The sequence below is a fragment of the Tistrella bauzanensis genome, assembly GCF_014636235.1.
GTDB classification, from domain to species: domain Bacteria; phylum Pseudomonadota; class Alphaproteobacteria; order Tistrellales; family Tistrellaceae; genus Tistrella; species Tistrella bauzanensis.
Genome location: NZ_BMDZ01000009.1, coordinates 1 through 21,638, shown reverse-complemented (window position 1 = coordinate 21,638; position 21,638 = coordinate 1). Strand labels below are relative to the sequence as shown.

Annotated in this window: 23 protein-coding genes and 1 pseudogene; 19 read left to right on the top strand and 5 right to left on the bottom strand. The window is 63.2% G+C overall.

Annotated elements, in window-relative coordinates; genetic code table 11:
• The first annotated feature begins 12 nt into the window (after nucleotides 1–12).
• The 7 genes from IEW15_RS05860 (at nucleotide 13) to IEW15_RS05830 (ending at nucleotide 6,307) form a co-directional block, all read left to right on the top strand.
• Nucleotides 13–777 carry a DsbA family protein gene (locus IEW15_RS05860; RefSeq protein ID WP_003116805.1) on the top strand — a complete coding sequence of 255 codons (765 nt, stop codon included), beginning with the start codon at nucleotides 13–15 and terminating at the stop codon, nucleotides 775–777.
• A 175-nt stretch (nucleotides 778–952) separates the two neighbouring features.
• The gene (locus IEW15_RS05855; protein ID WP_003116804.1) at nucleotides 953–1,447 is read left to right on the top strand and encodes a JAB domain-containing protein; all 495 of its coding nucleotides are present in this window, start codon (nucleotides 953–955) and stop codon (nucleotides 1,445–1,447) included.
• Between the two features lie 163 nt (nucleotides 1,448–1,610).
• Complete coding sequence (locus IEW15_RS05850; protein WP_003116803.1) at nucleotides 1,611–2,057, top strand: TIGR03757 family integrating conjugative element protein; 447 nt, start codon at nucleotides 1,611–1,613, stop codon at nucleotides 2,055–2,057.
• Nucleotides 2,054–3,004 carry a TIGR03756 family integrating conjugative element protein gene (locus IEW15_RS05845; RefSeq protein ID WP_003116802.1) on the top strand — a complete coding sequence of 317 codons (951 nt, stop codon included), beginning with the start codon at nucleotides 2,054–2,056 and terminating at the stop codon, nucleotides 3,002–3,004. The genes IEW15_RS05850 and IEW15_RS05845 overlap by 4 nt, the downstream gene beginning before the upstream one ends.
• A 9-nt stretch (nucleotides 3,005–3,013) precedes the next feature.
• The gene (locus IEW15_RS05840) at nucleotides 3,014–4,408 is read left to right on the top strand and encodes an integrating conjugative element protein (RefSeq protein WP_013391809.1); all 1,395 of its coding nucleotides are present in this window, start codon (nucleotides 3,014–3,016) and stop codon (nucleotides 4,406–4,408) included.
• Nucleotides 4,405–4,776, top strand: coding sequence for a hypothetical protein (locus IEW15_RS05835; protein ID WP_013391810.1), 372 nt, complete (start codon nucleotides 4,405–4,407; stop codon nucleotides 4,774–4,776). Before IEW15_RS05840 ends, IEW15_RS05835 begins: the two co-directional genes overlap by 4 nt.
• A gap of 13 nt (nucleotides 4,777–4,789) precedes the next feature.
• On the top strand, nucleotides 4,790–6,307 hold the full coding sequence (locus IEW15_RS05830; protein ID WP_013391811.1) for a conjugal transfer protein TraG N-terminal domain-containing protein: 1,518 nt from the start codon (nucleotides 4,790–4,792) through the stop codon (nucleotides 6,305–6,307).
• Between the two features lie 15 nt (nucleotides 6,308–6,322).
• Here the strand turns inward: IEW15_RS05830 and IEW15_RS05825 are convergent, their stop codons facing one another.
• Genes IEW15_RS05825 through IEW15_RS05815 form a run of 3 tightly spaced genes read right to left on the bottom strand, consistent with a single transcriptional unit; the run spans nucleotide 6,323 to nucleotide 7,502 of the window.
• Nucleotides 6,323–6,700 (bottom strand): DUF3742 family protein, encoded by a 378-nt coding sequence (locus IEW15_RS05825; RefSeq protein WP_013391812.1) that lies wholly within the window; start codon nucleotides 6,698–6,700, stop codon nucleotides 6,323–6,325.
• A gap of 26 nt (nucleotides 6,701–6,726) precedes the next feature.
• Nucleotides 6,727–7,185: a type II toxin-antitoxin system YhaV family toxin gene (locus tag IEW15_RS05820; protein WP_013391813.1), complete on the bottom strand. Its 459-nt coding sequence runs from the start codon at nucleotides 7,183–7,185 to the stop codon at nucleotides 6,727–6,729.
• A complete protein-coding gene (locus IEW15_RS05815) occupies nucleotides 7,185–7,502 on the bottom strand; it encodes a type II toxin-antitoxin system PrlF family antitoxin (RefSeq protein WP_013391814.1) in 318 nt (105 codons plus the stop codon). Before IEW15_RS05815 ends, IEW15_RS05820 begins: the two co-directional genes overlap by 1 nt.
• A gap of 299 nt (nucleotides 7,503–7,801) precedes the next feature.
• Here IEW15_RS05815 and mobH point away from each other — a divergent pair, with 299 nt between their 5' ends.
• Genes mobH through IEW15_RS05800 form a run of 3 tightly spaced genes read left to right on the top strand, consistent with a single transcriptional unit; the run spans nucleotide 7,802 to nucleotide 10,191 of the window.
• A complete protein-coding gene (gene mobH, locus IEW15_RS05810; RefSeq protein WP_016445100.1) occupies nucleotides 7,802–9,679 on the top strand; it encodes a MobH family relaxase in 1,878 nt (625 codons plus the stop codon).
• The gene (locus IEW15_RS05805) at nucleotides 9,676–9,900 is read left to right on the top strand and encodes a hypothetical protein (RefSeq protein WP_034012201.1); all 225 of its coding nucleotides are present in this window, start codon (nucleotides 9,676–9,678) and stop codon (nucleotides 9,898–9,900) included. The genes mobH and IEW15_RS05805 overlap by 4 nt, the downstream gene beginning before the upstream one ends.
• A 33-nt stretch (nucleotides 9,901–9,933) precedes the next feature.
• Nucleotides 9,934–10,191 carry a heavy-metal-associated domain-containing protein gene (locus IEW15_RS05800; RefSeq protein ID WP_013391817.1) on the top strand — a complete coding sequence of 86 codons (258 nt, stop codon included), beginning with the start codon at nucleotides 9,934–9,936 and terminating at the stop codon, nucleotides 10,189–10,191.
• Here the strand turns inward: IEW15_RS05800 and IEW15_RS05795 are convergent.
• On the bottom strand, nucleotides 10,151–11,587 hold the full coding sequence (locus IEW15_RS05795; RefSeq protein WP_013391818.1) for a heavy metal sensor histidine kinase: 1,437 nt from the start codon (nucleotides 11,585–11,587) through the stop codon (nucleotides 10,151–10,153). The genes IEW15_RS05800 and IEW15_RS05795 overlap by 41 nt on opposite strands.
• Nucleotides 11,559–12,251 carry a heavy metal response regulator transcription factor gene (locus IEW15_RS05790; RefSeq protein ID WP_003097513.1) on the bottom strand — a complete coding sequence of 231 codons (693 nt, stop codon included), beginning with the start codon at nucleotides 12,249–12,251 and terminating at the stop codon, nucleotides 11,559–11,561. Before IEW15_RS05790 ends, IEW15_RS05795 begins: the two co-directional genes overlap by 29 nt.
• Before the next feature lie 253 nt (nucleotides 12,252–12,504).
• On the opposite strand from IEW15_RS05790, the gene IEW15_RS05785 reads away from it, so the two are divergent.
• From IEW15_RS05785 to IEW15_RS05745, 9 genes and pseudogenes are all read left to right on the top strand, one after another.
• Nucleotides 12,505–14,409 carry a copper resistance system multicopper oxidase gene (locus tag IEW15_RS05785; RefSeq protein WP_013391820.1) on the top strand — a complete coding sequence of 635 codons (1,905 nt, stop codon included), beginning with the start codon at nucleotides 12,505–12,507 and terminating at the stop codon, nucleotides 14,407–14,409.
• A 25-nt stretch (nucleotides 14,410–14,434) separates the two neighbouring features.
• Nucleotides 14,435–15,415, top strand: a complete 981-nt coding sequence (locus IEW15_RS05780; protein ID WP_013391821.1) for a copper resistance protein B — start codon at nucleotides 14,435–14,437, stop codon at nucleotides 15,413–15,415.
• Between the two features lie 37 nt (nucleotides 15,416–15,452).
• Complete coding sequence (locus tag IEW15_RS05775) at nucleotides 15,453–15,938, top strand: DUF411 domain-containing protein (RefSeq protein ID WP_013391822.1); 486 nt, start codon at nucleotides 15,453–15,455, stop codon at nucleotides 15,936–15,938.
• 33 nt (nucleotides 15,939–15,971) lie between these two features.
• The gene (locus IEW15_RS05770) at nucleotides 15,972–16,244 is read left to right on the top strand and encodes a DUF2933 domain-containing protein (protein WP_013391823.1); all 273 of its coding nucleotides are present in this window, start codon (nucleotides 15,972–15,974) and stop codon (nucleotides 16,242–16,244) included.
• A gap of 287 nt (nucleotides 16,245–16,531) precedes the next feature.
• A complete protein-coding gene (locus IEW15_RS05765) occupies nucleotides 16,532–18,838 on the top strand; it encodes a heavy metal translocating P-type ATPase (RefSeq protein WP_013391824.1) in 2,307 nt (768 codons plus the stop codon).
• 141 nt (nucleotides 18,839–18,979) lie between these two features.
• Complete coding sequence (gene copC / locus IEW15_RS05760) at nucleotides 18,980–19,366, top strand: copper homeostasis periplasmic binding protein CopC (protein ID WP_008063308.1); 387 nt, start codon at nucleotides 18,980–18,982, stop codon at nucleotides 19,364–19,366.
• 4 nt (nucleotides 19,367–19,370) lie between these two features.
• Complete coding sequence (copD, locus tag IEW15_RS05755) at nucleotides 19,371–20,297, top strand: copper homeostasis membrane protein CopD (protein WP_016445094.1); 927 nt, start codon at nucleotides 19,371–19,373, stop codon at nucleotides 20,295–20,297.
• A 128-nt stretch (nucleotides 20,298–20,425) separates the two neighbouring features.
• A complete protein-coding gene (locus tag IEW15_RS05750) occupies nucleotides 20,426–20,710 on the top strand; it encodes a CopK family periplasmic copper-binding protein (protein WP_003090336.1) in 285 nt (94 codons plus the stop codon).
• A 231-nt stretch (nucleotides 20,711–20,941) separates the two neighbouring features.
• Nucleotides 20,942–21,559, top strand: a pseudogene (locus tag IEW15_RS05745) (LysR family transcriptional regulator); the annotation flags it as partial.
• Between the last annotated feature and the right edge of the window lie 79 nt (nucleotides 21,560–21,638).

The window sequence follows — 21,638 nt, the reverse complement described above, 5'->3', positions numbered from 1 at the left end:
CCGGAGAACGCCATGGAACACAAACATCCTTCCATCCCGATGCAGGTGCAGGCGTTCCGCCGTCGGCGCTGGGGGACCCGCTGGCCGTGGGCGTTGGCTGCAGTGCTGGTTGCGCTGCTGCTGATCTGGCTCGTGTCCCGTTCGCCAGGCGGGTCCACACCTCAGACTTCGGCGCCAGTCAGCGAGACACAGGTGGCAGGGCCTCCGTGGCAGATGGGCAATCCGGAAGGTCGTTTCACACTGACGCTGTACGCGGACCTCGAATGCCCGTTCTGCCGGTCCTATTTCCCTGTGCTCAAACGTTGGGTGGCCGGCAATGCCGACGTGGCCTTGCAATGGCACCACCTGCCGTTGGCCGCACATGAACCGGCCGCTTCTGCCGAAGCGCGTCTGGCGGAATGCGCCGGCGAAGCCGGCGGGCATGCCACCTTCTGGCAAGCCGTCGAGTGGGTATATGCCCACACGCGCAGCGACGGCCAGGGCTTGCCCGAGGACCTGCGCTACCCCGACCTGACGCCAGCCATCGAGCAGTGCATCGCGAGCGAGCGGCCCGACGCGGCGATTCGTACCCAAACTGCGGAAGCCACGAACAGCGGCGTGACCGCCACGCCGTCGCTGCGGCTGCACGATCGCGAAAGCGGCAAGGCGATCCTGCTGCAGGGTCCGATCGAGGGCGATGCCTTGCTGTCAGCCATGGACATGCTCGCCGCCGGCGATCCCGCCACCACACCCACATCGGAAATGCCTGCCGACGTCGTCGGCGACATGCCCAGGTAGCCCCGGTCTTCAAGGCTACGGCGCAGTCCGCTGCGCTGACCGCAACCCGTTCGCCTCGCGTCCTGGCCGCGAACGATCACCGCTACCGCGGTGATGGATGCACCTTGTTCGTTCCCCAGGAGGGCTTGCCCTCCCAGGGCGCGCGCCCTCCGATCTCACCGTCTGGAGGTTCGCCATGTCTTTCGTCGTCAATGACTCCTACCTGGAGTCGCTTTCCGCCATCGCTACCCAACACGAGGACTGGATCATCCAGCAAGCCATCGTGCTGCTGGAGAGACGGATCTTCAAAGCTGGACCGTGCCTCAGCCGACCGGCCGCTGTGCGGGACTACCTGCGTCTGAAACTGGTCGCTGAGCCCAATGAGATATTCGCCGCTGTGTTCCTGGACAGCATGCACCAGGTGCTGGCCTACGAGCCGTTGTTCAGGGGCACGATCAACTCGACATCGGTCTATCCGCGTGTCGTCGCGCAGCGTGTGCTGGAGTTGAATGCCGCCGCGGTGGTCTTCAGCCACCAGCACCCCTCGGGCATCTCCGAACCGTCGAGCGCGGATCGCATGCTGACCCAGCAACTGCAGGTCGCGCTGGCGCTCATCGATGTGCGGGTACTGGACCACATCATCGTCGGCCAGGGTGCCCCGTTCTCCTTTGCGGAGTCCGGCCTGCTGTAAAGGTTGCACTGCTTCGTTGATCAGCGCGGAGGCTTCGGCCTCCGCTTTTTCTTCGCAGCGACGCAAGCAGGTATGCGGGGTGGCCGCGATGCGCATTGTTTGTTGGGGCCGCGTGGGGTTCGGCGTTTGACTATGGCCCTGATCAACTTCCGGGGCGCATGACATGCCAGCAGCTTTTACCCGGTTCGCACCAGGCTGGCGAACCCTTGGCCTGGCCGTGGCGCTGCCGGCATCTCTGGCCGTGTTCAGCCCGGCCACCTTCGCCGCCGACGTGGTGGTCGTCACCGACAGCCGCCACCCGGTCAAGACCGCCGGCGGCGAGCGGCTGATCGAGTTGGACGAAGCGCCCCGGATCGAGGCCGAGCTTTCCGCGGATCTGCCGGCCGACCCCGAGCGGGCAGCAGCCATCGTCCGGCAACGACTGAACCAAGGCGGCACCGATCTTCAGCGCCGCATCGGCACCGCCTACCAGGGCGTCGCCGATGCATGGAGCCTGGGCGTCGCCGCCATCCCGGCCGTCGTGGTAGATCAACGCTATGTGGTCTATGGCGAGCCGGACGTGGCCCGGGCGGTGTCCCGCATCGAGCAGTACCGGAGGACGCAGCCGTGACCCATCGCCCATTCGACTTGCTGCGCCGCCTGCGCGTCGCCGTGGCCTCGCTGCTGTTGGTCAGCGCCACCGGCAGCTACGCCCTGAACACCGCCACCATCGTGTCCTCCGTCATGTCGCCGGACTGCCTGGAATACCGGGTGGTGGGCATCTGCTACTGGCTCTACTGCACCTGGACGGGCTGCACGGTGCGCACGTCCACCAAGGTCCGGCACTACGTGCCCGATGCGGTCGTCTCCAGCTACAGCAACACCGGGGAGAACCCCTGGGTCGAAGTGCAGGCGATGAGCACGCCCAACCCATCCGCACAGGCAGGTGGGGATGGGACCACGAACGAAGACCACGAAAACAACCTCGCCAAATTCAAGAACAGCGATGTCATCGGCCATCCTGGCGGCGAGGTATTCAACCAGTTCGCATCGTCGTCGGGCTATTTCTGCCAAGGCGCGGGCACGGCCTTCATGCCGTATCTACTCAGCACGCTGGACACGCTGGCTTGGCGCTACAACGTGCCTGAAATGGCCTACCCGGAGGCGTTGATTCCGGGCATGCGCGAGGTCGGTGCGCGCACCACGATGAATCTCTGGGGCAACGTCTATCCGCGCGGCGGCTTCCTGCACCAGACCGACGACCAAAAATCCGGGGCTGTGGTGGCCCAGCGCGCGGGCGATGTCGTCACGCGCCGCGGGCAGATCCACGTGTACCAGCCGCTGCTTGCCAACGCCCGCGACGGCTACTGGCCGGCCGGCGAGCTGATGGAGGGTGATGCCTCTACGGGCAAGTGGCAGGAGCTGACGCCGCGCCTGTCCAACACCTGCGTGGTGTTCCCGCACAGCGGCACGCTGACCCAGGCCCAGCAAGGCGACTACGCCTGGGCGCTGTGGCGTCCCTATGCGTGCTGCGAACGCCGCGGTCAGGTGTTCCTGGGCAGCGTCGATTTCCTCTGAGGTGCCACGATGAAGCGTCCTGAACCGATGAACCTTTCCGCCAAGGCGTGCCGCCTGCTGCGCCCGACGGCGCTGGCCGGCACGCTCGCTCTGGTCTGCGGCATGGCGTGGGCGCAGGTCGGATACCAGAACAGCGGCCCCGTCCTCGGCGATGACGTCATGTACTCGATCGGCGGTGGCAGTGCGGTGTCCATGGGCCGCGCGGCCGGCATGCGTTCCATCGGGGTCGGCGTGGGGTGGAACAGCAACCTGATCTGCGGCGACATGAGCATCCAGACCACGCTGCGCAATCAGCTTAACGGCATCACGAACGGCTTTCAGCAGATCATGAGCAACGTGATCCAGAGCGCGACCAGCGCGGTTGCATCGCTGCCGGCGCTGATCATTCAGCGCGCCGATCCGGGCCTGTACAACCTGCTGACTAACGGCGTGCTGCAGGCGCGGCTGGACTTCGACCGCTCCAAGCTGACGTGCCGCGCCATGGCGGAGAAGATGGCCGAGACGGCGGGTGGCCAGCTTGGCTGGAGCCAGATGGCCGAAGGCATGGCCCTGCGTGACGCGGTTGGCAGCAACGATGCCGTATCGGCCGTCGAGCAGGCCGAGACGCGCCGCGGCAACGACGGCGTGCCCTGGGTGGGCGGCAGCAATGCCGGTGGCGCGGGCCAGTCCGCCATCCGGGTGGTCGGCGACGTCACCCGCGCGGGCTACAACCTGGTCAACGGTCGCGGCGTGACGGACACCTCCTCCATCGCGTCCACCAGTTGCGCGAGCCTGTCCTGCCAGACCTGGACGTCGCCGCAGCAGGCGACCGAATGGGCCACGCGCGCCCTCGGAGAGCAGGTGCAGCGCACGTGCGACTCCTGCACTAAGACCGAGACGGTGCCCGGCGTCGGGCTGACGCCGCTGATCCAGGAGGAGTACGAAGCCAAGCTGGAGGTCTTGCAGGAGCTGGTTTCCGGCACGCGTAATACCACCTTCGAGAACTTGCGCGAGGCCGGCAGCACGTCGCTGCCGATCACCCGCGGCGTGATCGAGGCGCTGCGCGACGAGCCGGACCAGGACCTGCTGGCGCGGCGCCTCGCGTCCGAAGTGGCGCTGTCATCGGTGCTGGAGAAGGCGCTCCTGCTCCAACGCACGCTGCTCACGGGCAAGAAGGAGCCCAACGTCGCAGCCAACGAACTTGCGGTGCAGGCCGTGAACCATGAGAGCGACACGCTCGACCGGGAGATCCGCAACCTGAAGACGGAATTGGAGCTGCGGCGCGAACTGGCGAACAACTCGCCGATGGCCATCATCCAGCGCCACGGCACGCGGGCGGCCGGCTCGCGCGGCATCTACGAGGGCGATCCGGTACCCGACCGCCTTGACCAGTTGCAGAAGGGCAATCCCGGAGCCAGGCCATGAACGCGGAGCGCATGGCCTGGCGCCCCTTGCGCTGGCTCTTCAGCCGGCGCGCGGCGACGGCGCTGCTGTGGGCGGTGGTGCTCGTCGCCGCTGCGGTGGGTGCCAACATCGCCGGCATCTACCTGGTCGGCAGCGTGGCCGGATGGGAGCGGTGGCTCGCGGCCGCATCGGGCTACTTCTTCGTGTGGCGGCTGTGTCTGTACGGGGCCACGGTTTACGGGTGGCTCTGGATGCGCCGCCGGCTGCTGGCGCGCGAAGACCAGGACGGGGCAGATGGGCAGGCACGGCGCCGCCTGATGCGCAGCGAGATCGCGGGCGTCGTCGCCATCGTCGTGCTGGAAGCCAGCTTGTTGATGCAGGCCGCTTGAGGGGATCGAGGCCATGACGCTTTTCACGACCGACTACCTGGAGTACTACCTCACACTCGTTTCCTGGATCGTCAACAACGGCATCTGGGCGGCCCTCGTATCCAGCGGGGTATTCGCGCTGCCTTTCGTCGCCATCGTCGTGCAGGAGTGGTTGAAAGCTCGTGCTGAAGGCGCCGACGAGGGCAATAAAGGCGTGCTGAGCGCCGCCCGCATCGAGAACCGGGTCTTCGTCGCCATCGTGGTGGTGATGTTCGCCGGCATTCCGTTCATCGACGTGGACCTAAACACCATCCAGTACGACAGCTCGCGCTCGGCCCAGTGCCAGGTCAGCGTGGCGCAGCCCGCGGATACCGGCTGGTCGCAGTCCTTCAGCACCATCAACAACCAGTCGGCGAAGGTGCCGGTGTGGTGGGCGTTCATGCACGCGCTCTCGCGCGCCGTCACGGGCGCTTCGGTGGCGGCAATCCCGTGCGGCACGGACCTGCGGCAGATGCGCATGGAGATCGACGCCACGCGCATCGATGATCCGGTGCTGGCTCAGGAAGTAGCGGATTTCTCTCGGGATTGCTATGGGCCTGCACGGGCCAAATTGTTCATGCAGCGCCCTCAACTTGATGAGCAGCAGATGCACGACGTGACCTGGATCGGATCGCGGTTCTTCACCGACACGAACGGGTACTACGACACGTATCGCTCCAGCACGCCGCGCGATGACTGGCCCTATGACAGCAACCGCGACGCTGGGCTGGCCCAGGTATCCAGTGGCGGTGGCTACCCGACCTGCAGGCAATGGTGGGCTGATGGCAGCAATGGCCTGCGGGCACGGCTGCTGGGACAGGTGGACCCGAGCCTGCTCAATCGCCTGGCGGGCTGGGCTGGCTTCCTGAGCCGGGCCGAGGTGGACAATTCGGTGATCCGCGCGATCGCGTCACCGCGGCAGCAGAAGCTGAACCAAGGCAGCGTCTATACCGACTACGGCGGCCAGATCGACAAGACCTTGCCAAACATCGTGACGCGGGCTACGGGAGACGTTGGAATGGCAGTTGGCGCGATTGCCTCGTTTCCCGCGATGGACGTCGTGCGGCAGGCGCTGCCGATGGTGCTCGCCTTGCTCAAGATGGCATTGGTAATCTGCATCCCGCTCGTGCTGGTCGTGGGCACCTATGACTTGAAGACGGTCGTCACGGTCAGCGTCGTGCAGTTCGCGCTGTTCTTCACGGATTTCTGGTTTCAGCTTGCGCGCTGGATCGATTCGACGATCCTGGACGCACTTTATGGCTGGGGGTTCGGCTGGAACCGGCCGCACACCAACTTCGACCCGCTGGTGGGGCTGAACAACGCCTTCGGCGACATGCTCCTGATGTTCGTCACAGGCACGATGTTTCTGGTCCTGCCGACGTTTTGGGTCGCTGCTTTGGGGTGGGTCGGAGTTAAGGCTGGGGTGATTGCTCAGAACCTTGCTGTCGGCTCCAAGGAAGCGCGTGATAGCGCCGGGTCAGGTGTAAACAAGGTAGCCGGCAAGGTTCTGTGACAAACAGGCCAAACCTCAGTCATCGAACGGATCGTTCGGGTCGTGAGGGTCGAGCCGCTGGCCATTGGAAGAATACAGGCCAAAGCCCGCCTCGCCATTGCGCAATTCATCCTGTTGCGTCCAGCGGTCTTCATCTCTAGCCGAATTGCCAGCCATCCATACCGCCGCAACGCCCAGCAGTAGCAACACCGCCAGCCAGAAGGTGGTGTACAGCAGCACCCCGAGCGCAACCAGCTTGACCACCCACACGAGCGCGGTGGCACCGGCCGCCGCCCCCCCCTTTGACACCAACCAGCTCGATGCCCGGCGTTCGCCGCGCACGTAGGCACGCCATCCGCGACCCAAGGTGCGGCCGAGTCGTTCTGCGGTACGGATGCGTGTCGTGGTGTTCATGGTCGTCTCCTGCTATTGAGCGATGCCTATTCCAGTTTGCTCCAATCCTGCTTGCTTGCCTGTATCAGCGCATGCCAGTCGTCTGGTGGGTTCCCGCGCCCGAGCATCTTCTCGAACACGACATACGGGTCCGATTTGCTACCCGAAGACCGCAGGGTCTGTTCATCGTTGACCCAGGCGTACACGATGACCTTCGCCTTCGAGTCATACCGGAAGAACAGCCGGAACCGCCGTCCGATCTTGGCCCTTCGCCAGTGGCGGTGGGCAGGTCCCAAGGTGTTGCCCTGGCGGTACTCGTCGCGTGCCGGATCGCCTGGCACCACATCCAAGATCAACTGGCTCAAGGCCCGGAAGAGCTTGACGTTGGCATTGGACTCGAAGCCCGTCGGGTCGTTCTCCTGCGCGCGCCTCGCGGTCGCATGCAGTTTCTGCAACTGCTCGATCACGCAGTCGTGGAAGAGCAGCGTCCAGCCATGCCGTTGCATCAGAGTTCCACTTTCCCGTCGATCTCCTCGTCCAGGTCCAGACCGTGGCCAGCATGCTCCAGCATGGCGCGGGCCAGATCCTCGGGCAGGCCCTGGACGTTCCGGCCAGCTTCGATGTCGCGGGCCAGCAGGCTCAGGAATGCGCCGATGGCGGGGTCCTCATGCTCGGCATCGACGCGGGTGACGACGACTTCGCTGCCCCGCAGATCGAACGCGAGCTTGCCACCGGCATCGACGCCGAGCGCCTGCCGGATGGGCTTGGGCAGCGTGATCTGGCCTTTGGAGGTCAGCGTGGCAACTTCGTGGATGGCAGGCATGGCGGCTCTCCTGATTGCGATACCCGCATGGTAAGGAAATTTCCTTACTTTGTCAACGTGAAGCCTCACGGCGTTCTCCGAGTCCAAGAATCGGCCCATCGTAGGGCGTGAACAGCCAGCCTTCCTGCATCAATCCGGCCCTGCTGCAACCCGCATTGGCGGTGGACGGTCAGCACCCGTCGCCCTATACCCAAAGGCTGTAAAGGGTCGAAATGGCAAGGGAATGGGGTGCAAGGGGAAAGGCTCTATCCCGAAAAGGCAAAAAGGCCTCCCCGCTCGGCCCGCGACAGGACACCCGCATGCTCTCTCTGTTCCAGCGAAAACGGCCCGCGGTTGCTGCTGCTCCGACGCCACCATCGGTCACCGACCTCCCGAAAGGGTTGATGCGGCCCGAGTCGGCCGCATCGCTGCTGGCCACCCCGCGCCGGCAGAAGCTGCTGGAGCACATCTGGCAGCGCACGTCGCTCTCACGTAAGCAGTTCGCCACCTTGTACCGGGCGCCACTGGAACGCTACGCCGAGCTGGTCCAGGCTTTCCCGGCTTCCGAGGCGCATCATCACGCTTACCCCGGCGGCATGCTGGACCATGGCCTGGAAATCGTCGCCTACAGTCTGAAGCTGCGGCAGTCCCATCTGCTTCCCATCGGCGCAAGCCCCGAGGACCAGGCTGCGCAGGCTGAGGCCTGGACTGCTGCAGTCGCCTATGCCGCGTTGTTGCACGACATCGGCAAGATCGCCGTCGATCTGCACGTCGAACTGGCCGATGGCTCGCTGTGGCACCCGTGGTACGGTCCGCTGCACCAGCCGTACCGCTTCCGCTACCGCGACGATCGCGAATACCACCTGCACAGCGCGGCGACGGGCTTGCTCTACCGCCAACTGTTGGACACCCAACTCCTGGACTGGCTCAGTGGCTATCCCGACCTGTGGGGACCGCTGCTCTACGTCCTGGCCGGCCAGTACGAGCACGCCGGTGTGCTGGGCGAACTGGTCGTGCAGGCCGACCGCGCTTCCGTGGCCCAGGAACTGGGCGGCGATCCGGCGCGCGCCATGGCCGCTCCCAAGCACGCGCTGCAACGCAAGCTGCTCGACGGGCTGCGCTACCTGCTCAAGGAACAGTTGAAGCTGAACCAGCCGGAAGCCTCCGATGGCTGGCTCACCGAGGACGCGCTGTGGCTGGTGAGCAAGACGGTATCGGACAAACTGCGTGCGCACCTGCTGTCCCAAGGCGTTGACGGCATTCCTGCGAACAACACCGCGGTGTTCAACGTCCTCCAGGATCACGGCATGTTGCAGCCGACGCCCGACGGCAAGGCGATCTGGCGCGCGACCGTGACCAGTTCCACCGGCTGGTGTCACTCGTTCACGCTGTTGCGCCTCGGGCCCGCGCTGATCTGGGAGCCAAGCGAGAGGCCGGCGCTGTTCGCCGGCACAGTGGCGATCGACGCGGCGGCCACGGACAAAGGGCCCGATGTGTCAGCCACTACTCCGCCGGCCGGAGCGCAGTCAGCCTCGGAGGGCCAAGAGGTTCCGCCATGGGAGGGAGGTAACCCCTCTCGTCCAGCGAAAGGTGAACCGCTGCCCGACGCCATGGAAGACATGCTTTCGATGGTGGGCATGGTGAATTCACCCGCAACCCGGCAGGACGCTGAAGCACCTTCGGAGCCGGTGTCTGCCGCGCGTACTGAAGCGACGACCTTGACCGCACCTCAGCGTTCGTCCCCAGCGCCCAAGCCCACGACAGCGCCATCCGGAGAGCACTTCATGGCGTGGCTGAAACAAGGCATCGCTTCCCGCCGGCTCATCATCAACGACGCGAAAGCGCTCGTGCATACCGCGAGCGGCACCGCCTACCTGGTCAGCCCCGGCGTATTCCAGCGCTATGCGCAGGAGCATCCGCAAGTCAGCGCGCTGGCCAAGCAGGAGAGCCAGCAAGACTGGCAGTGGATACAAAAGCGCTTCGAGAGGCTGCAGCTGCATCGCAAGCAACCGAACGGCCTGAACATCTGGACCTGTGAAGTAACCGGGCCTAGAAAATCCCGCCGTCTGCATGGATACCTTCTGGAAGATCCGAGCCTGCTTTTCTCGGAAACGCCTCCGAGCAATCCCTATCTATCCCTGTTGGGTGAGACCAGACACTGCGAACAGACTTCAGGAAAGCAAGGGGCGTCAACATGACCTCCTCAATTTCGCCGGGGCAGTCTATTGCCGCCAAAGCGCACCTTTATTCAGACAGAGCCAAAGGCCCGATGAGCGCAGCGATGATGGAACAAGGCAGCGCCTCTCCCGTCTCTGGGCTGCACTACGCCGGCAAGAAGCATAAGGTCATCGCTCCCGACCGGGAGATTGTCTTCGAGTTCTCGCAGGACTGTCTGGACTCGGGCCGATTCGCTCCTTGACACCACAAATACAGCTAACAGGAAAGAGCATTCATGAAGTCGATCAACGTTGAAGTCGGAGGGCTTGTATCGAGCCTGAGCGGTGAGGGAGTGCGCCGCAAGCTGCTGTATCTTCACGGCGTCCATAATGCGGATGCCAACTATGTTGCGGGAAGCGCAACGATTCATCTCGACGAGCGATGCCTCAGGGTCAAGGATCTGCGCCATTGCATCTCCGAATGCGGCTATCCGGCACCGAAGCTCACCCGGACTACTGCCGCAGATGGGGCAGTGCCAAGTCAAATCTTGTGACAAGCTCGCTGGAGGTCACGGCAACAGAACCACCATGCGCCTCCGCAATCGATTTCACGATGGCAAGGCCAAGACCGGCGCCCGCCGTATTTCGTTGCCGTGCCGGATCAACTCGGTAGAATCGATTGAAGAGCTTTGGTAGATCGGGCTCAGGAATTTTCTCACCGGGATTGACCACACTGATCGTTGTCCACTGCTCATCCTGCGAGAGCAAGACCGTGATGCTCTTCCCGCGAGGAGTGTGTCGAATTGCGTTCGAGAGAAGATTGTTCAGCGCCCGGGTGAGCATTTCCCGATCCGCCGCTATGCTGCCGATCGCCCCTTTAACGCCAAGCGTAATGCCGCTATCTTCTGCCAGCGCCTCGAAATAGTCGAACAGACTCCGCACCAATTCGGACAGATCAATTGTAGACAAGCGCAAGTTGCGGGGATCATTTTCCGTTTGGGCAAGAAACAGCATGTCTCCAATCATGCGTCCCATCCGATCAAACTCTTCCAAATTTGAATAGAGGATTTCTCTGTATTCCTCGTTGCTGCGCGGCTGGCCAAGCGCTACGTGAGTCTGCGTGACCAGGTTGGTGACGGGCGTGCGCAACTCGTGCGCTATGTCTGCGGAAAAGTGTGATAGCCGGGTGAAGCCTTCCTCGATTCTCGCCAACATATCGTTGAAGGCAAATACCAGTTCCGCCAGTTCGATCGGCACATCCCGAGGATCCAACCTCACATCCAGCTTTGAAGAGCGAATCGCCCGAATCTCTTCATTGACCTTGCGAATCGGCAGATGGCCCCACTGCACCGCCAGCCAAGCCACACCGAGCGCCAGACACATGACCAAGCCGGTTGCCCACCAAAGCATGCGCTTGAACTCCGCCAGGAAGTCGAGATGAAAGCCGATGTCCATGGCGGCGACGATGCGGTAGCCGGACGCCGCTGAATCGTCAGCAGGCAGTTGTACCACCACACCTCGATATGACCTCTGATCCTCGTGCCACACGATCAAATCGTCAGCGGTGATGCGGTTCACCAACTTTTTGTTACTGTCAAGTTTCGACAGGTCAGGACCGGGCGTGGCATAGATGCTATTGCCAGACCCATCGTAGACGCCGTACGTCATCCCATGATGTCCTGCGACTGCGTTGGCCAAGTGTTGCTTCAGTTCGTCGCTTGCGATGTCACTTGCAAGCTGGTGCAAGGGCTGAGCCAAAGCGGCTGTCACTGCCTCCAGTTCGTGGGCATCCTGTTGAGCAAAGTGGTGCTCCAACGACCGGAGAATGACCCAGTTGAACACAAGAAACACCAAGGTCGTGGCGATACCAACCAGGGCCGTGACCCTCAATGCAAGCGACGCTGGACGGCTTTGCCGCGGCTTATGGCGCAGGGGCATCATCGGGCGCATCGAGCGTGTATCCCATTCCACGCACGGTGTGGATGAGCTTCGGATTGAACGCATCGTCTATCTTCGCGCGTAGGCGGCGGATGGCTACATCGATGACGTTGCTGTCGCTGTCGAAATTCATGTCCCATACCTGCGACGCGATCAGAGAACGTGGAAGGACTTCCCCCTGGCGACGGGCCAGGAGCTCAAGCAACGCGAACTCCTTGCTGGTGAGATTGATGCGTTGGCCAGCGCGCGTTGCACGTCGGCGCGCCAAGTCCAGTACCAAATCGGCAACCTGGATGCGATCAGGCTGGCTCGGAGCGCTTCCGCGTCGCAGCAGCGTCCGCACCCGCGCCAGCAACTCAGAGAAGGCGAATGGCTTGACGAGGTAGTCGTCCGCTCCCAGTTCCAATCCCTTGACACGGTCGTCCACACCGCCACGCGCCGTCAGAAAGAGTACAGGGACCTGTTTACCGGCATCTCGAAGGGCACGCACGATGCGCCAGCCATCGACATCCGGCAGCATGACATCCAAGACCACCAGATCGTATGTCTCGCCCATGGCCAGGTGGTGTCCGTCCAATCCGTTGCGCGCCAGATCCACTACGAATCCCGCCTCCATGAGACCTTGGCGGACGTAATCCGCCGTCTTGTTCTCGTCTTCAACGACCAGCAGTTTCATCGCATGTCCCATGAAATCGCTGCGGCGCAGAAAAATAGCCGCTCACGATGTACGCATTCATCCACTTCAATCAGCAATTTACTGGTTGCCAGCTTCCACGAACATGACACGAACATTACATGAATGTAATTCAAGGGTCATTCGGTGGAAAGTGCCCAACCCATAGCATGACCTGCATTGCGTCGAACTGTGCCGCTCAGGATGGGGTGGCGTTTAGAACGACTTCCGAGTCATCTATGGAGGATTTCAGGCCATGCCGCCTCGTTCACCCTTTTTTATCGTGCCCCCACAGGGCCTTTCTCGTCGGCGTTTCGTCCAAGGGTTAGCCGCCGGCGGCGTTCTCGCTGGGCTGTCCACGCCGGCGTTCAAGGCATTTGCCCAGCAAGGCTCCGCGACGCGCGGTGCCGCCCCTGTGCTAAAAGGCACCGAGTTCGACTTGGTGATCGCCGAATCGCCCGTGAACTTCACGGGCAAGCCAGGCGTGGCTACGACCATCAACGGCTCGCTGCCGGCACCGACATTGCGTTGGCGCGAGGGTGACACCGTCACAATCCGTGTGACCAACAAGCTGCGTGAAGCCACATCCATCCACTGGCACGGGATCATCCTGCCGTATCAGATGGATGGCGTGCCGGGCATTAGCTTCAAAGGCATCGCTCCCGGCGAGACCTTCACGTACCGCTTCAAGGTTCAGCAAAGCGGCTCCTACTGGTACCACTCGCACTCCGGCTTCCAGGAACTCACGGGCATGTACGGGGCGATCATCATCGACCCCGCTGGCGCCGAGACCATCCGCGCCGACCGTGACCACGTGCTGCTGTTCTCGGATTGGACCGACGAAGACCCGATGCGGGTGTTCACCAAGCTCAAGTCCCAAAGCGACTACTACAACTACAACCAACCTACCGTCTTCGACTTCTTCCGGGACGCCTCGCGCGACGGCATGGCCGCTGCGATCGACAAGCGCAAGATGTGGAACGAGATGCGGATGAATCCGACGGATCTCGCCGATCTGTCCGCCGCCACGCTGACCTATCTGGCCAACGGCGTCACCCCCGCCGGCAATTGGACGGCGTTGTTCCGACCGGGGGAGCGCGTGCGGCTGCGCATGGTCAACGGTGCGGGCAACACCTTCTACGACGTACGCATTCCCGGACTGAAACTCACGGTGGTGCACGTCGATGGTGTTGACGTGGAGCCGGTGACGGTCGATGAGTTCCGATTCGGTCCGGGCGAAACCGTCGATGTGATCGTCCAGCCACGGGATGACGCTTACACGATCTTCGCCCAGGCGATGGACCGGACAGGCTACGCGCGTGCCACGCTGGCCGTGCGTGAAGGTCTTCAAGCTCCCGTGCCTGCCCTCGATCCGGTCGAATGGCTGACCATGAACGACATGATGGGCGGCATGATGGGGGGCATGGACCATGGCGGGTCCGGCCAGGCCATGGAGATGACCGGGATGACGGGCATGACGGGCATGACGGGCATGACCGGGATGACCGGGATGACCGGGATGGGCTCGGGTTCGATGTCCGGGATGGATCATGGGGCGATGGCTGGCATGAACCACGGTGGCATGGCGATGGATCACAGCCAACACGCCGCGGCTGCGGGGGGACTGGCCGTGCCCAGCACTACTGCCCGCCACGCTCGCACCGAGTATGGTGCCAGCACGGACATGCGCGTTGACATGGCGCGCACCAACCTCGATGACCCCGGCATTGGACTGCGCAACAACGGTCGGCGCGTGTTGACCCTCGCGGATCTGCATACCCCGTCGGGGCCGCTGGACAAGAGAGGCCCTGGCCGGGAGGTCGAATTGCACCTCACGGGCAACATGGAACGCTACGCATGGTCCCTGGACGGGCTGGAGTTCGGAAAGTCCACGCCGGTGCACTTCAAACACGGCGAGCGGCTGCGGGTCATTCTGCACAACGACACCATGATGACCCATCCCATGCACCTGCACGGCATGTGGAGCGAGCTGGAAAGCCCCGACGGTCGCTTCCTTGCGCGCCGCCACACCCTGCCGGTGCAGCCGGCACAACGCATCAGCTTCCTGGTGACAGCCGACGCGCTCGGCCGCTGGGCGTGGCACTGCCACCTGATGTTCCACATGGATGCCGGCATGTTCCGCGAAGTCGTGGTGTCTTGAACCCAGCGCACAAGGAAGACCAAGAATGTCCAAAGCACTCCCCACTCGCGCACTGGCCACGACGCTACTGGCCCTGGTAAGCGTCGCCGCACAGGCACAAGCACAGAACGACCATGCTGCGCACGGCCAGGCCGACTCTCAAACGGCCGCGCCATCCACTCAGACCGTGGCTCCTGCCGCCGACCCGCACGCGGGTCACGCGGCGTCGGCGAGCGGCTCGACCGCGGCCCCGGCCATGGATCACGGCAACATGCAGATGCAGGGCGGGTCGGCGCCTCCTGACGCCCGCGATCCGCATGGCTACTCCAATGGCCTGACATTGGGATCGGGCGACTACGCCGTACCCGGTGTGCCGCGGCTGATGCTGGCCGACGAACACAGGTTCTTCTCGTTGCGCGGCGAAACCCTGGAACGCCGCTTCACGCGCAAAGGGGACGATTCCACGGCCTACGACCTCCAGGCGTGGTATGGGACGACCTACAACAAGGCCGTCGTGAAGGCCGAAGGCGATATCGCCAAAGGAAAGCTCGAAGAATCGCGTACCGAGCTTCTCTGGGGGCACGCCGTCGCACCGTACTGGGACACCCAGCTCGGCATTCGGGTGGATAACGGCGAAGGCCCGAGCCGTCAATGGTTGGCTTTCGGCATCCAGGGCCTCGCCCCCTACTGGTTCGAGCTGGAGGCGACGGGCTACGTGGGAAGTGGCGGACGTACGGCGCTGCGTGTCGAAGGCAGCTACGAGCTGCTGCTGACCCAGCGACTGATTCTGGAGCCTCGCGCCGAGTTGCAGTTCTATGGCAAGGACGACCCGGAACGCGGTATCGGCAAGGGCTTGGCCGAAGCGTCTGCTGGCTTGCGCCTGCGCTATGAATTCAGTCGCCAGTTCGCCCCCTATATCGGCGTGGAACGGGCGGGCAGCTTCGGACGCACCGCGGACTATGTGCGTGCCGAAGGCGGCCGCGCGCAGCAGACGCGCTGGGTGGCTGGCGTGCGATTCTGGTTCTAGAACCTAGCGGGTTTGATCATCTGATGAGAGGCAATCTATGAACATGCACTACGACAGAAGCCAGGGCAAAGTGCCGAGACGCCAGGCATTGATCGCTGGCTTGTTGGTGATGGCACTCGCAGGACCGAGCCTGGCGCAGAGCCGACCGATTGCCAAGGTCTGGAAGGACCCGAGCTGCGGATGCTGCAAGGACTGGGTCTCACACCTGCAAGGCGCAGGCTTCGATGTGCAGGTTCTCGACACCGGGAACACGGCAGCGCGCACGCGGCTGGGCATCCCGCAGAAGTACGGTTCGTGCCACACGGCGCAGATCGGCAGCTATGCCATCGAGGGTCATGTGCCTGCCTCGGACATTCAACGCTTGCTGCGCGAAGCCCCGCAGGCCATCGGCCTTGCGGCGCCCGGCATGCCGGTCGGTTCGCCCGGCATGGATGGTCCGGCCTATGGTGGACGCAAGGACGCCTACGACGTGCTGCTGATCGGGAAAAACGGTAGCAGCACGGTCTATCAGTCGCATCGCTGACCATCCATCAACCCTTCTCCGTGGAGATATGCCATGCAGCATCAGCACACACATACCCCCAGCGATCGTCCCCGGTTCTGGCGATCGCGCTACGGCGTGGCGTTCCTCATCATCGCCGCTGTCGCCGCGTATTTCCTGCTCAAGGAGCACACGGCACATGTTGCCGGCTATCTCCCCTTCCTGCTGCTGGCGGCTTGTCCGCTGATGCACCTGTTCATGCACCGTGGTCACGGCCACGGCGGACACGATCATGCCGCGCGTCAGGGTGAGGAAGGTGCCGCAGCCTCCAAGGAGCAGAAGCAATGAGTCGAGGCACTCGCACCGTGCGAGCACGCGACGCCGCGCTTGTCTCCTTGCGCGCGTGCGGCCTGCTGCGATCACCAGACACCAACGGTTAACGGCGGAGGGCACTTGTCACTATGAATTCACCCAGCAAGTCTTCAGGACATGAGCACGCAGGCATGGCGGCGGGTGCCACAACGTCCGGCACGCATACCCACCACCATCACGCCAGCCATGCTGGAAGTGACGATGCGGGCGGGCCCTCAAGCCACTCGCAGCCCGATGCCTCGACACGAGATCCGGTGTGTGGGATGGCGGTCACGGCGGCGTCGGAGCACCGCTCCACGCACTTGGGGAACACGTACCTGTTTTGCAGCACCGGATGCAAGGCCAAATTCGACGCCGATCCGGCGCGATATGCCAGCGGTGGCGCGGGCATAGGCACAGGCAGCGGCCATGCACCGCATCACCATGCCAGCACCGCGATTTCACCGGCCCCGGCGGCATCGCCAACCGCACCCGGAACAATCTACACCTGCCCGATGCACCCGGAGATCCGCCAGGATCATCCGGGAATCTGCCCCAAGTGCGGGATGACGCTGGAGCCTCTGCTGCCCGACCTCGACGACGACAACCCGGAGTTGCGTGACTTCTCGCGTCGCTTCTGGTGGACCTTGCCGTTGACGCTCGTGGTCCTGGCGCTGGCGATGCTGGGCGAGCGGCTACACCTGATGGACATGGCTACACAGAGCTGGGTCGAGTTGGTGCTGTCGTTGCCGATCGTGCTGTGGGCCGGCTGGCCCTTCTTCTCCCGCGGCTGGCTGTCCGTGGTCAACCGCAGCCCGAACATGTGGACACTGATCGGCCTGGGAACGGGTGCGGCATTCATCTACAGCGTCGTGGCAACCGTTGCGCCGGAAGTGTTTCCAGCTTCCTTCATGTCCATGGGACGGGTCGGCGTGTATTTCGAGGCCGCCGCCGTCATCATCTCGCTGACACTGCTCGGCCAGGTGCTGGAACTCAAGGCGCGCTCCCAGACTTCGGCGGCCATCAAGTCGCTGCTGGGGCTGGCGCCCAAGACCGCGCGGCGCATCAATGCGGACGGCAGCGAGGAAGACGTGCCGCTCAGCCATGTGCACGTCGGCGATCTGCTGCGCATCCGACCCGGCGAGAAGGTGCCGGTGGATGGCATCGTGCACGAGGGCAGCAGCTCGATTGACGAATCCATGCTGACCGGCGAACCGCTGCCCGTAAGCAAGCGCGCGGGCGACAAGGTCATCGGGGCCACACTCAACACCAGCGGCGCGCTGGTCATGCGTTCGGAGCGGATCGGCTCGGACACCGTTCTGTCGCAGATCGTCCAGATGGTCGCCCAGGCGCAGCGTTCCAAGGCGCCGATGCAACGCATGGCCGATGTCGTTGCCGGCTACTTCGTGATGGCCGTCGTTGCCATTGCGGTCACGACGCTCTTTGTATGGGGATTCTTCGGGCCGCAGCCCACCTGGGTCTATGGACTCATCAATGCGGTGGCCGTTCTGATCATCGCCTGCCCGTGCGCGCTGGGTCTGGCCACGCCGATGTCGATCATGGTCGCAACGGGCCGTGGCGCCACGCAGGGCGTGCTATTCCGCGATGCCGCGGCGATCGAGAATCTTCGCAAGGTCGATACCCTCGTCATCGACAAGACAGGAACCCTGACCGAAGGCCGACCTGCTTTCGATCAGGTCGTCGCAGCACCCGGCTTTACGAACGATGAGGTGCTGCGTCTTGCGGCCAGCCTGGACCAGGGCAGTGAACACCCCCTGGCCGACGCCATCGTGCAGGCCGCGCGTGCCCAGGGCCTCCAACTCGTGAAGCCTCAGAGCTTTGAATCGGGAACCGGCATCGGCGTGCGCGGAAAGGTTGAGCACCGGCAACTCGCGTTGGGCAACACAGTGCTGATGGAACAGTCTGGCGTATCGGTGGAACCGCTCGTACCCCAGGCCGAAGCTCTGCGCGGCGAAGGGGCAAGCGTCATGTACTTGGCTGTGGACGGGCAGCTCGCGGGCTTGCTCGCCGTATCCGATCCGGTCAAGGGCAGCACCCCCGAGGCCCTGGCCGCGTTGAAGGCTGCGGGCCTGCGGGTCATCATGGCCACCGGGGACGGGCAGACCACCGCCAAAGCCGTCGGTGCACGCCTAGGCATCGACGAGGTGCATGGTGAGGTCAAGCCGGCGGACAAGCTCATGTTGATCGAGCGGCTGCAGAAAGAAGGACGCATCGTCGCCATGGCCGGAGACGGCATCAACGACGCGCCGGCCTTGGCGAAGGCAGACGTGGGCATCGCCATGGGAACGGGGACCGACGTGGCGATGAACAGCGCCCAGGTCACGCTGGTCAAGGGCGACCTGCGTGGCATCGCTGTCGCTCGCACGCTCTCGGTGAGTACCGTGCGCAACATGAAGCAGAACCTCATGTTCGCCTTCCTCTACAACGCGCTGGGCATCCCCATCGCCGCCGGGGTTCTCTATCCCCTCACGGGCTGGCTGCTGTCGCCGCTGATCGCAGCATTGGCGATGAGCCTGAGTTCGGCGTCGGTCGTTGGCAACGCCTTGCGCCTGAGAGCGAGCCGACTGTGACCGGATTTTCTTTCTGAACCTACAGGAGCCTGCTATCGCCCAGCGAACCGTTTCTTTCGTTCCACGCCGTTGCGAAGGTGCAAGCCTTATCTCGGCACTTCGTTCTTAAACCACTCCTCACACATCAAGGTAGAAATCTCTATGACCCGTTCACATTTCATCGCCAAGCTCGTCGCGCCGATCGCTGCTGGTCTGTTCGCCACCGCCGCATTCGCGCATCCTTCGCTGGTGTCTTCAACGCCAGCCGACAAGTCGCAGGTTTCCGCGCCAGCCACCATCGAGCTGAAGTTCTCCGAAACGCTGGTGCCGCAGTTCTCCGCCGCGAGCCTTGTCATGACTGGCATGCCGGGAATGGCGAGCCATGGCCCGATGAAGATCAACGCCAGCGTCGCGGGTGCCGGCGACGGCAAGACCATGGTCATCACGCCAGCACAGGCGCTCCAGCCCGGCGACTATCGCGTCGAATGGCGTGCCGTCTCCTCGGACACGCATCCGATCACGGGTAACGTCACCTTCAAGGTGAAGTAAGCCCATGGCCGGGGATTGGTTGACCATCGTCCTGCGCCTGGCGCTTTATCTGGACCTGGCGGCGGCGTTTGGCGTCGCCATGTTCGGACTCTATGCTTTGGGCAACGACGAGCGATCCTCGACGATCTCGCGCCGCTATCGCGTCCTCATTGGCGCATCCGCTGCCATCGGCATTGCCCTGTCGATGTGGGGCATGACGGTCATGGCCAAGGCCATGTCCGGCGCCCAAAGCTACGCGGAGCTGTCAACGCACGTTTTCGACATGCTCATTACGGGCACGCACATGGGCATCGCCTGGTGCATTCGCATCCTCGCGCTGTTGGTGTGTGTGCTCGTCGCAATGTTGAAATTGAACGCTACCTTGCGATTTGCAGTGATGGCGCTCTCCACCGGCGTGGCGCTGGCGACCCTTGCGTGGGCAGGCCACGGCGCCATGGACGACGGCGTTCGCGGCTACATCCATCTTGCGTCGGATATCACCCACCTCTGGGCAGCGGGCGCTTGGGTGGGCGCATTGTTGGCGTTCTTGATGCTGGCATCCCACAAGCGGGATGTCGCGCAAGACCCGGTAGCGGTCCTCAGTCGGACGTCGAATGGCTTTGCTCGCATAGGTACAGCGATCGTGGCTGCACTCGTCGTGAGTGGAACTCTCAATTACCTGTTGATCGCCGGACCATCGTTTGATCCGCTCATCTCGACGCTGTATGGCCGGCTGCTGATGGTAAAGCTCCTGCTTTTCGCAGGCATGCTGGCGTTGGCTGCTGCCAATCGGTATCGGTTGAGCCCGAGCCTGGAGGCAGCTTTGAAGGCAGGCAATCGCGCACAGGCAGTCATCAAGCTTAGGCAGAGTCTGTTCACGGAGGCAACCTTGGCCGTTTTGGTTCTGGCGAGCGTTGCATGGCTTGGCATCTTGTCTCCCACTGGAACCTAATCCTTCATGGGCGGCAGATGACAGCGCATGAATTGAATGTAATGCACGGGTAAGCCCTCTGTAGACCGCCTGCTTCTACATTTAACGACGCGGCGCAAGTTGTCGTCGTTTTTACAAAGGAGTCGATCATGAAATCGCAAATTGTCATTGCCGCCCTGTTGAGCGCTCTCTCCGTGCCAGCCTTCGCCGGTCATGCAGCAGCCCAAGCAGCCAAGGAGATGGTTCCCTTGGCTGACGGGGGAACGCTGTACATCTTCAAGGACGGAAAGATGGCACAGGAAAGCCGCTTCGGGCGCGCCGTCTATCTCAATGTCGGGGCTTCGGTGTCGACGAAGGATGGGCGCAACATCGCGATCACCAGCAATGAAGTCGCTCGCCTCGGCTCGCTGCTACAAAAAGAGCACGGCGGATGACGCCGCGGGTGTGCGGTGCTTTTCAAAGCTTCTGCACAGTGTGACAGAGACGCGCGCCCCGATTGGGCGCGCGCGATTGGGACGCGTCACGAGCAACCACGAGCGCTCAAGATGCCAGTTTTTGCGATGTCAAGCGCATCAACTTCCCTGGAATGGATCCAGCCTCCACATCCACCGTGATTCGTCCACGGGACATCTTGCGCGAATGAGAACCTGCGAGGAGCCCGATTTATGGAGTTGCGTCATCTACGATGCTTTGTCGTCTTGGCAGAGGAGTTGCATTTCACGCGGGCGGCCGAGAGGCTGCATATAGAGCAACCCCCCTTGTCTCGCGCGATCAAGGAATTGGAAGATGAGCTTGGGGTCACGCTGTTTGACCGCGACCGCAGGGGTACACGGCTGACCGTGGCGGGGGCGGCATTCTTGCAGGACACCCGCCGACTCTTCACTGTCCTGGAGCAAGCGCGTGAGAATGCCAGAGCCATTGCCGCGGGCCTGAGGGGCAGCCTGCGCATTGCAATTTCCGATGGTGCGATGGACCCACGACTATCGGCGTTCCTAGCTCGTTGCCGCGCGGAAGAGCCCGAGGTCGAGATACGTCTCTCCGAGGTACCGCTGACCGAGCAGATACGGGGCCTACGGTCTGGCGACTTCACGATCGGATTTGCACACGCGGCGGATGTTGGCGAAGGCATCGTGGCTGAACCGATCTGGCGAGACCCGATTGTGATCGCCGTGCCAGCGCGGCACTCGCTTCTTGCGCACAAGCAAGTTCCGCTCAACGAACTTCAGGGTCACCCACTGGTTCTGTGCGACAAACTGGCCTGCGAAGGCTACTGCCGAGAACTAATACCAAGTCCCATGGACGGTCACCCATGTGCCCATGATCGCATGCCGATGGACATGATGAGCCACGGCTGATCGACGA

Excerpts from the sequence above, each read along its gene's own strand:
- IEW15_RS05795 (WP_013391818.1), bottom strand. The coding sequence starts at position 11,587 with ATGCGCCCGATGATGCCCCTGCGCCATAAGCCGCGGCAAAGCCGTCCA.
- IEW15_RS05840 (WP_013391809.1), top strand. The coding sequence starts at position 3,014 with ATGAAGCGTCCTGAACCGATGAACCTTTCCGCCAAGGCGTGCCGCCTG.
- IEW15_RS05750 (WP_003090336.1), top strand. The coding sequence starts at position 20,426 with ATGAAATCGCAAATTGTCATTGCCGCCCTGTTGAGCGCTCTCTCCGTG.
- IEW15_RS05770 (WP_013391823.1), top strand. The coding sequence starts at position 15,972 with ATGCAGCATCAGCACACACATACCCCCAGCGATCGTCCCCGGTTCTGG.
- IEW15_RS05765 (WP_013391824.1), top strand. The coding sequence starts at position 16,532 with ATGGCGGTCACGGCGGCGTCGGAGCACCGCTCCACGCACTTGGGGAAC.
- IEW15_RS05835 (WP_013391810.1), top strand. The coding sequence starts at position 4,405 with ATGAACGCGGAGCGCATGGCCTGGCGCCCCTTGCGCTGGCTCTTCAGC.
- IEW15_RS05815 (WP_013391814.1), bottom strand. The coding sequence starts at position 7,502 with ATGCCTGCCATCCACGAAGTTGCCACGCTGACCTCCAAAGGCCAGATC.
- IEW15_RS05830 (WP_013391811.1), top strand. The coding sequence starts at position 4,790 with ATGACGCTTTTCACGACCGACTACCTGGAGTACTACCTCACACTCGTT.
- copD (WP_016445094.1), top strand. The coding sequence starts at position 19,371 with ATGGCCGGGGATTGGTTGACCATCGTCCTGCGCCTGGCGCTTTATCTG.
- IEW15_RS05850 (WP_003116803.1), top strand. The coding sequence starts at position 1,611 with ATGCCAGCAGCTTTTACCCGGTTCGCACCAGGCTGGCGAACCCTTGGC.
- IEW15_RS05855 (WP_003116804.1), top strand. The coding sequence starts at position 953 with ATGTCTTTCGTCGTCAATGACTCCTACCTGGAGTCGCTTTCCGCCATC.
- IEW15_RS05800 (WP_013391817.1), top strand. The coding sequence starts at position 9,934 with ATGAAGTCGATCAACGTTGAAGTCGGAGGGCTTGTATCGAGCCTGAGC.
- IEW15_RS05805 (WP_034012201.1), top strand. The coding sequence starts at position 9,676 with ATGACCTCCTCAATTTCGCCGGGGCAGTCTATTGCCGCCAAAGCGCAC.
- IEW15_RS05780 (WP_013391821.1), top strand. The coding sequence starts at position 14,435 with ATGTCCAAAGCACTCCCCACTCGCGCACTGGCCACGACGCTACTGGCC.
- copC (WP_008063308.1), top strand. The coding sequence starts at position 18,980 with ATGACCCGTTCACATTTCATCGCCAAGCTCGTCGCGCCGATCGCTGCT.
- IEW15_RS05790 (WP_003097513.1), bottom strand. The coding sequence starts at position 12,251 with ATGAAACTGCTGGTCGTTGAAGACGAGAACAAGACGGCGGATTACGTC.
- IEW15_RS05825 (WP_013391812.1), bottom strand. The coding sequence starts at position 6,700 with ATGAACACCACGACACGCATCCGTACCGCAGAACGACTCGGCCGCACC.
- IEW15_RS05860 (WP_003116805.1), top strand. The coding sequence starts at position 13 with ATGGAACACAAACATCCTTCCATCCCGATGCAGGTGCAGGCGTTCCGC.
- IEW15_RS05775 (WP_013391822.1), top strand. The coding sequence starts at position 15,453 with ATGAACATGCACTACGACAGAAGCCAGGGCAAAGTGCCGAGACGCCAG.
- IEW15_RS05785 (WP_013391820.1), top strand. The coding sequence starts at position 12,505 with ATGCCGCCTCGTTCACCCTTTTTTATCGTGCCCCCACAGGGCCTTTCT.
- mobH (WP_016445100.1), top strand. The coding sequence starts at position 7,802 with ATGCTCTCTCTGTTCCAGCGAAAACGGCCCGCGGTTGCTGCTGCTCCG.
- IEW15_RS05820 (WP_013391813.1), bottom strand. The coding sequence starts at position 7,185 with ATGCAACGGCATGGCTGGACGCTGCTCTTCCACGACTGCGTGATCGAG.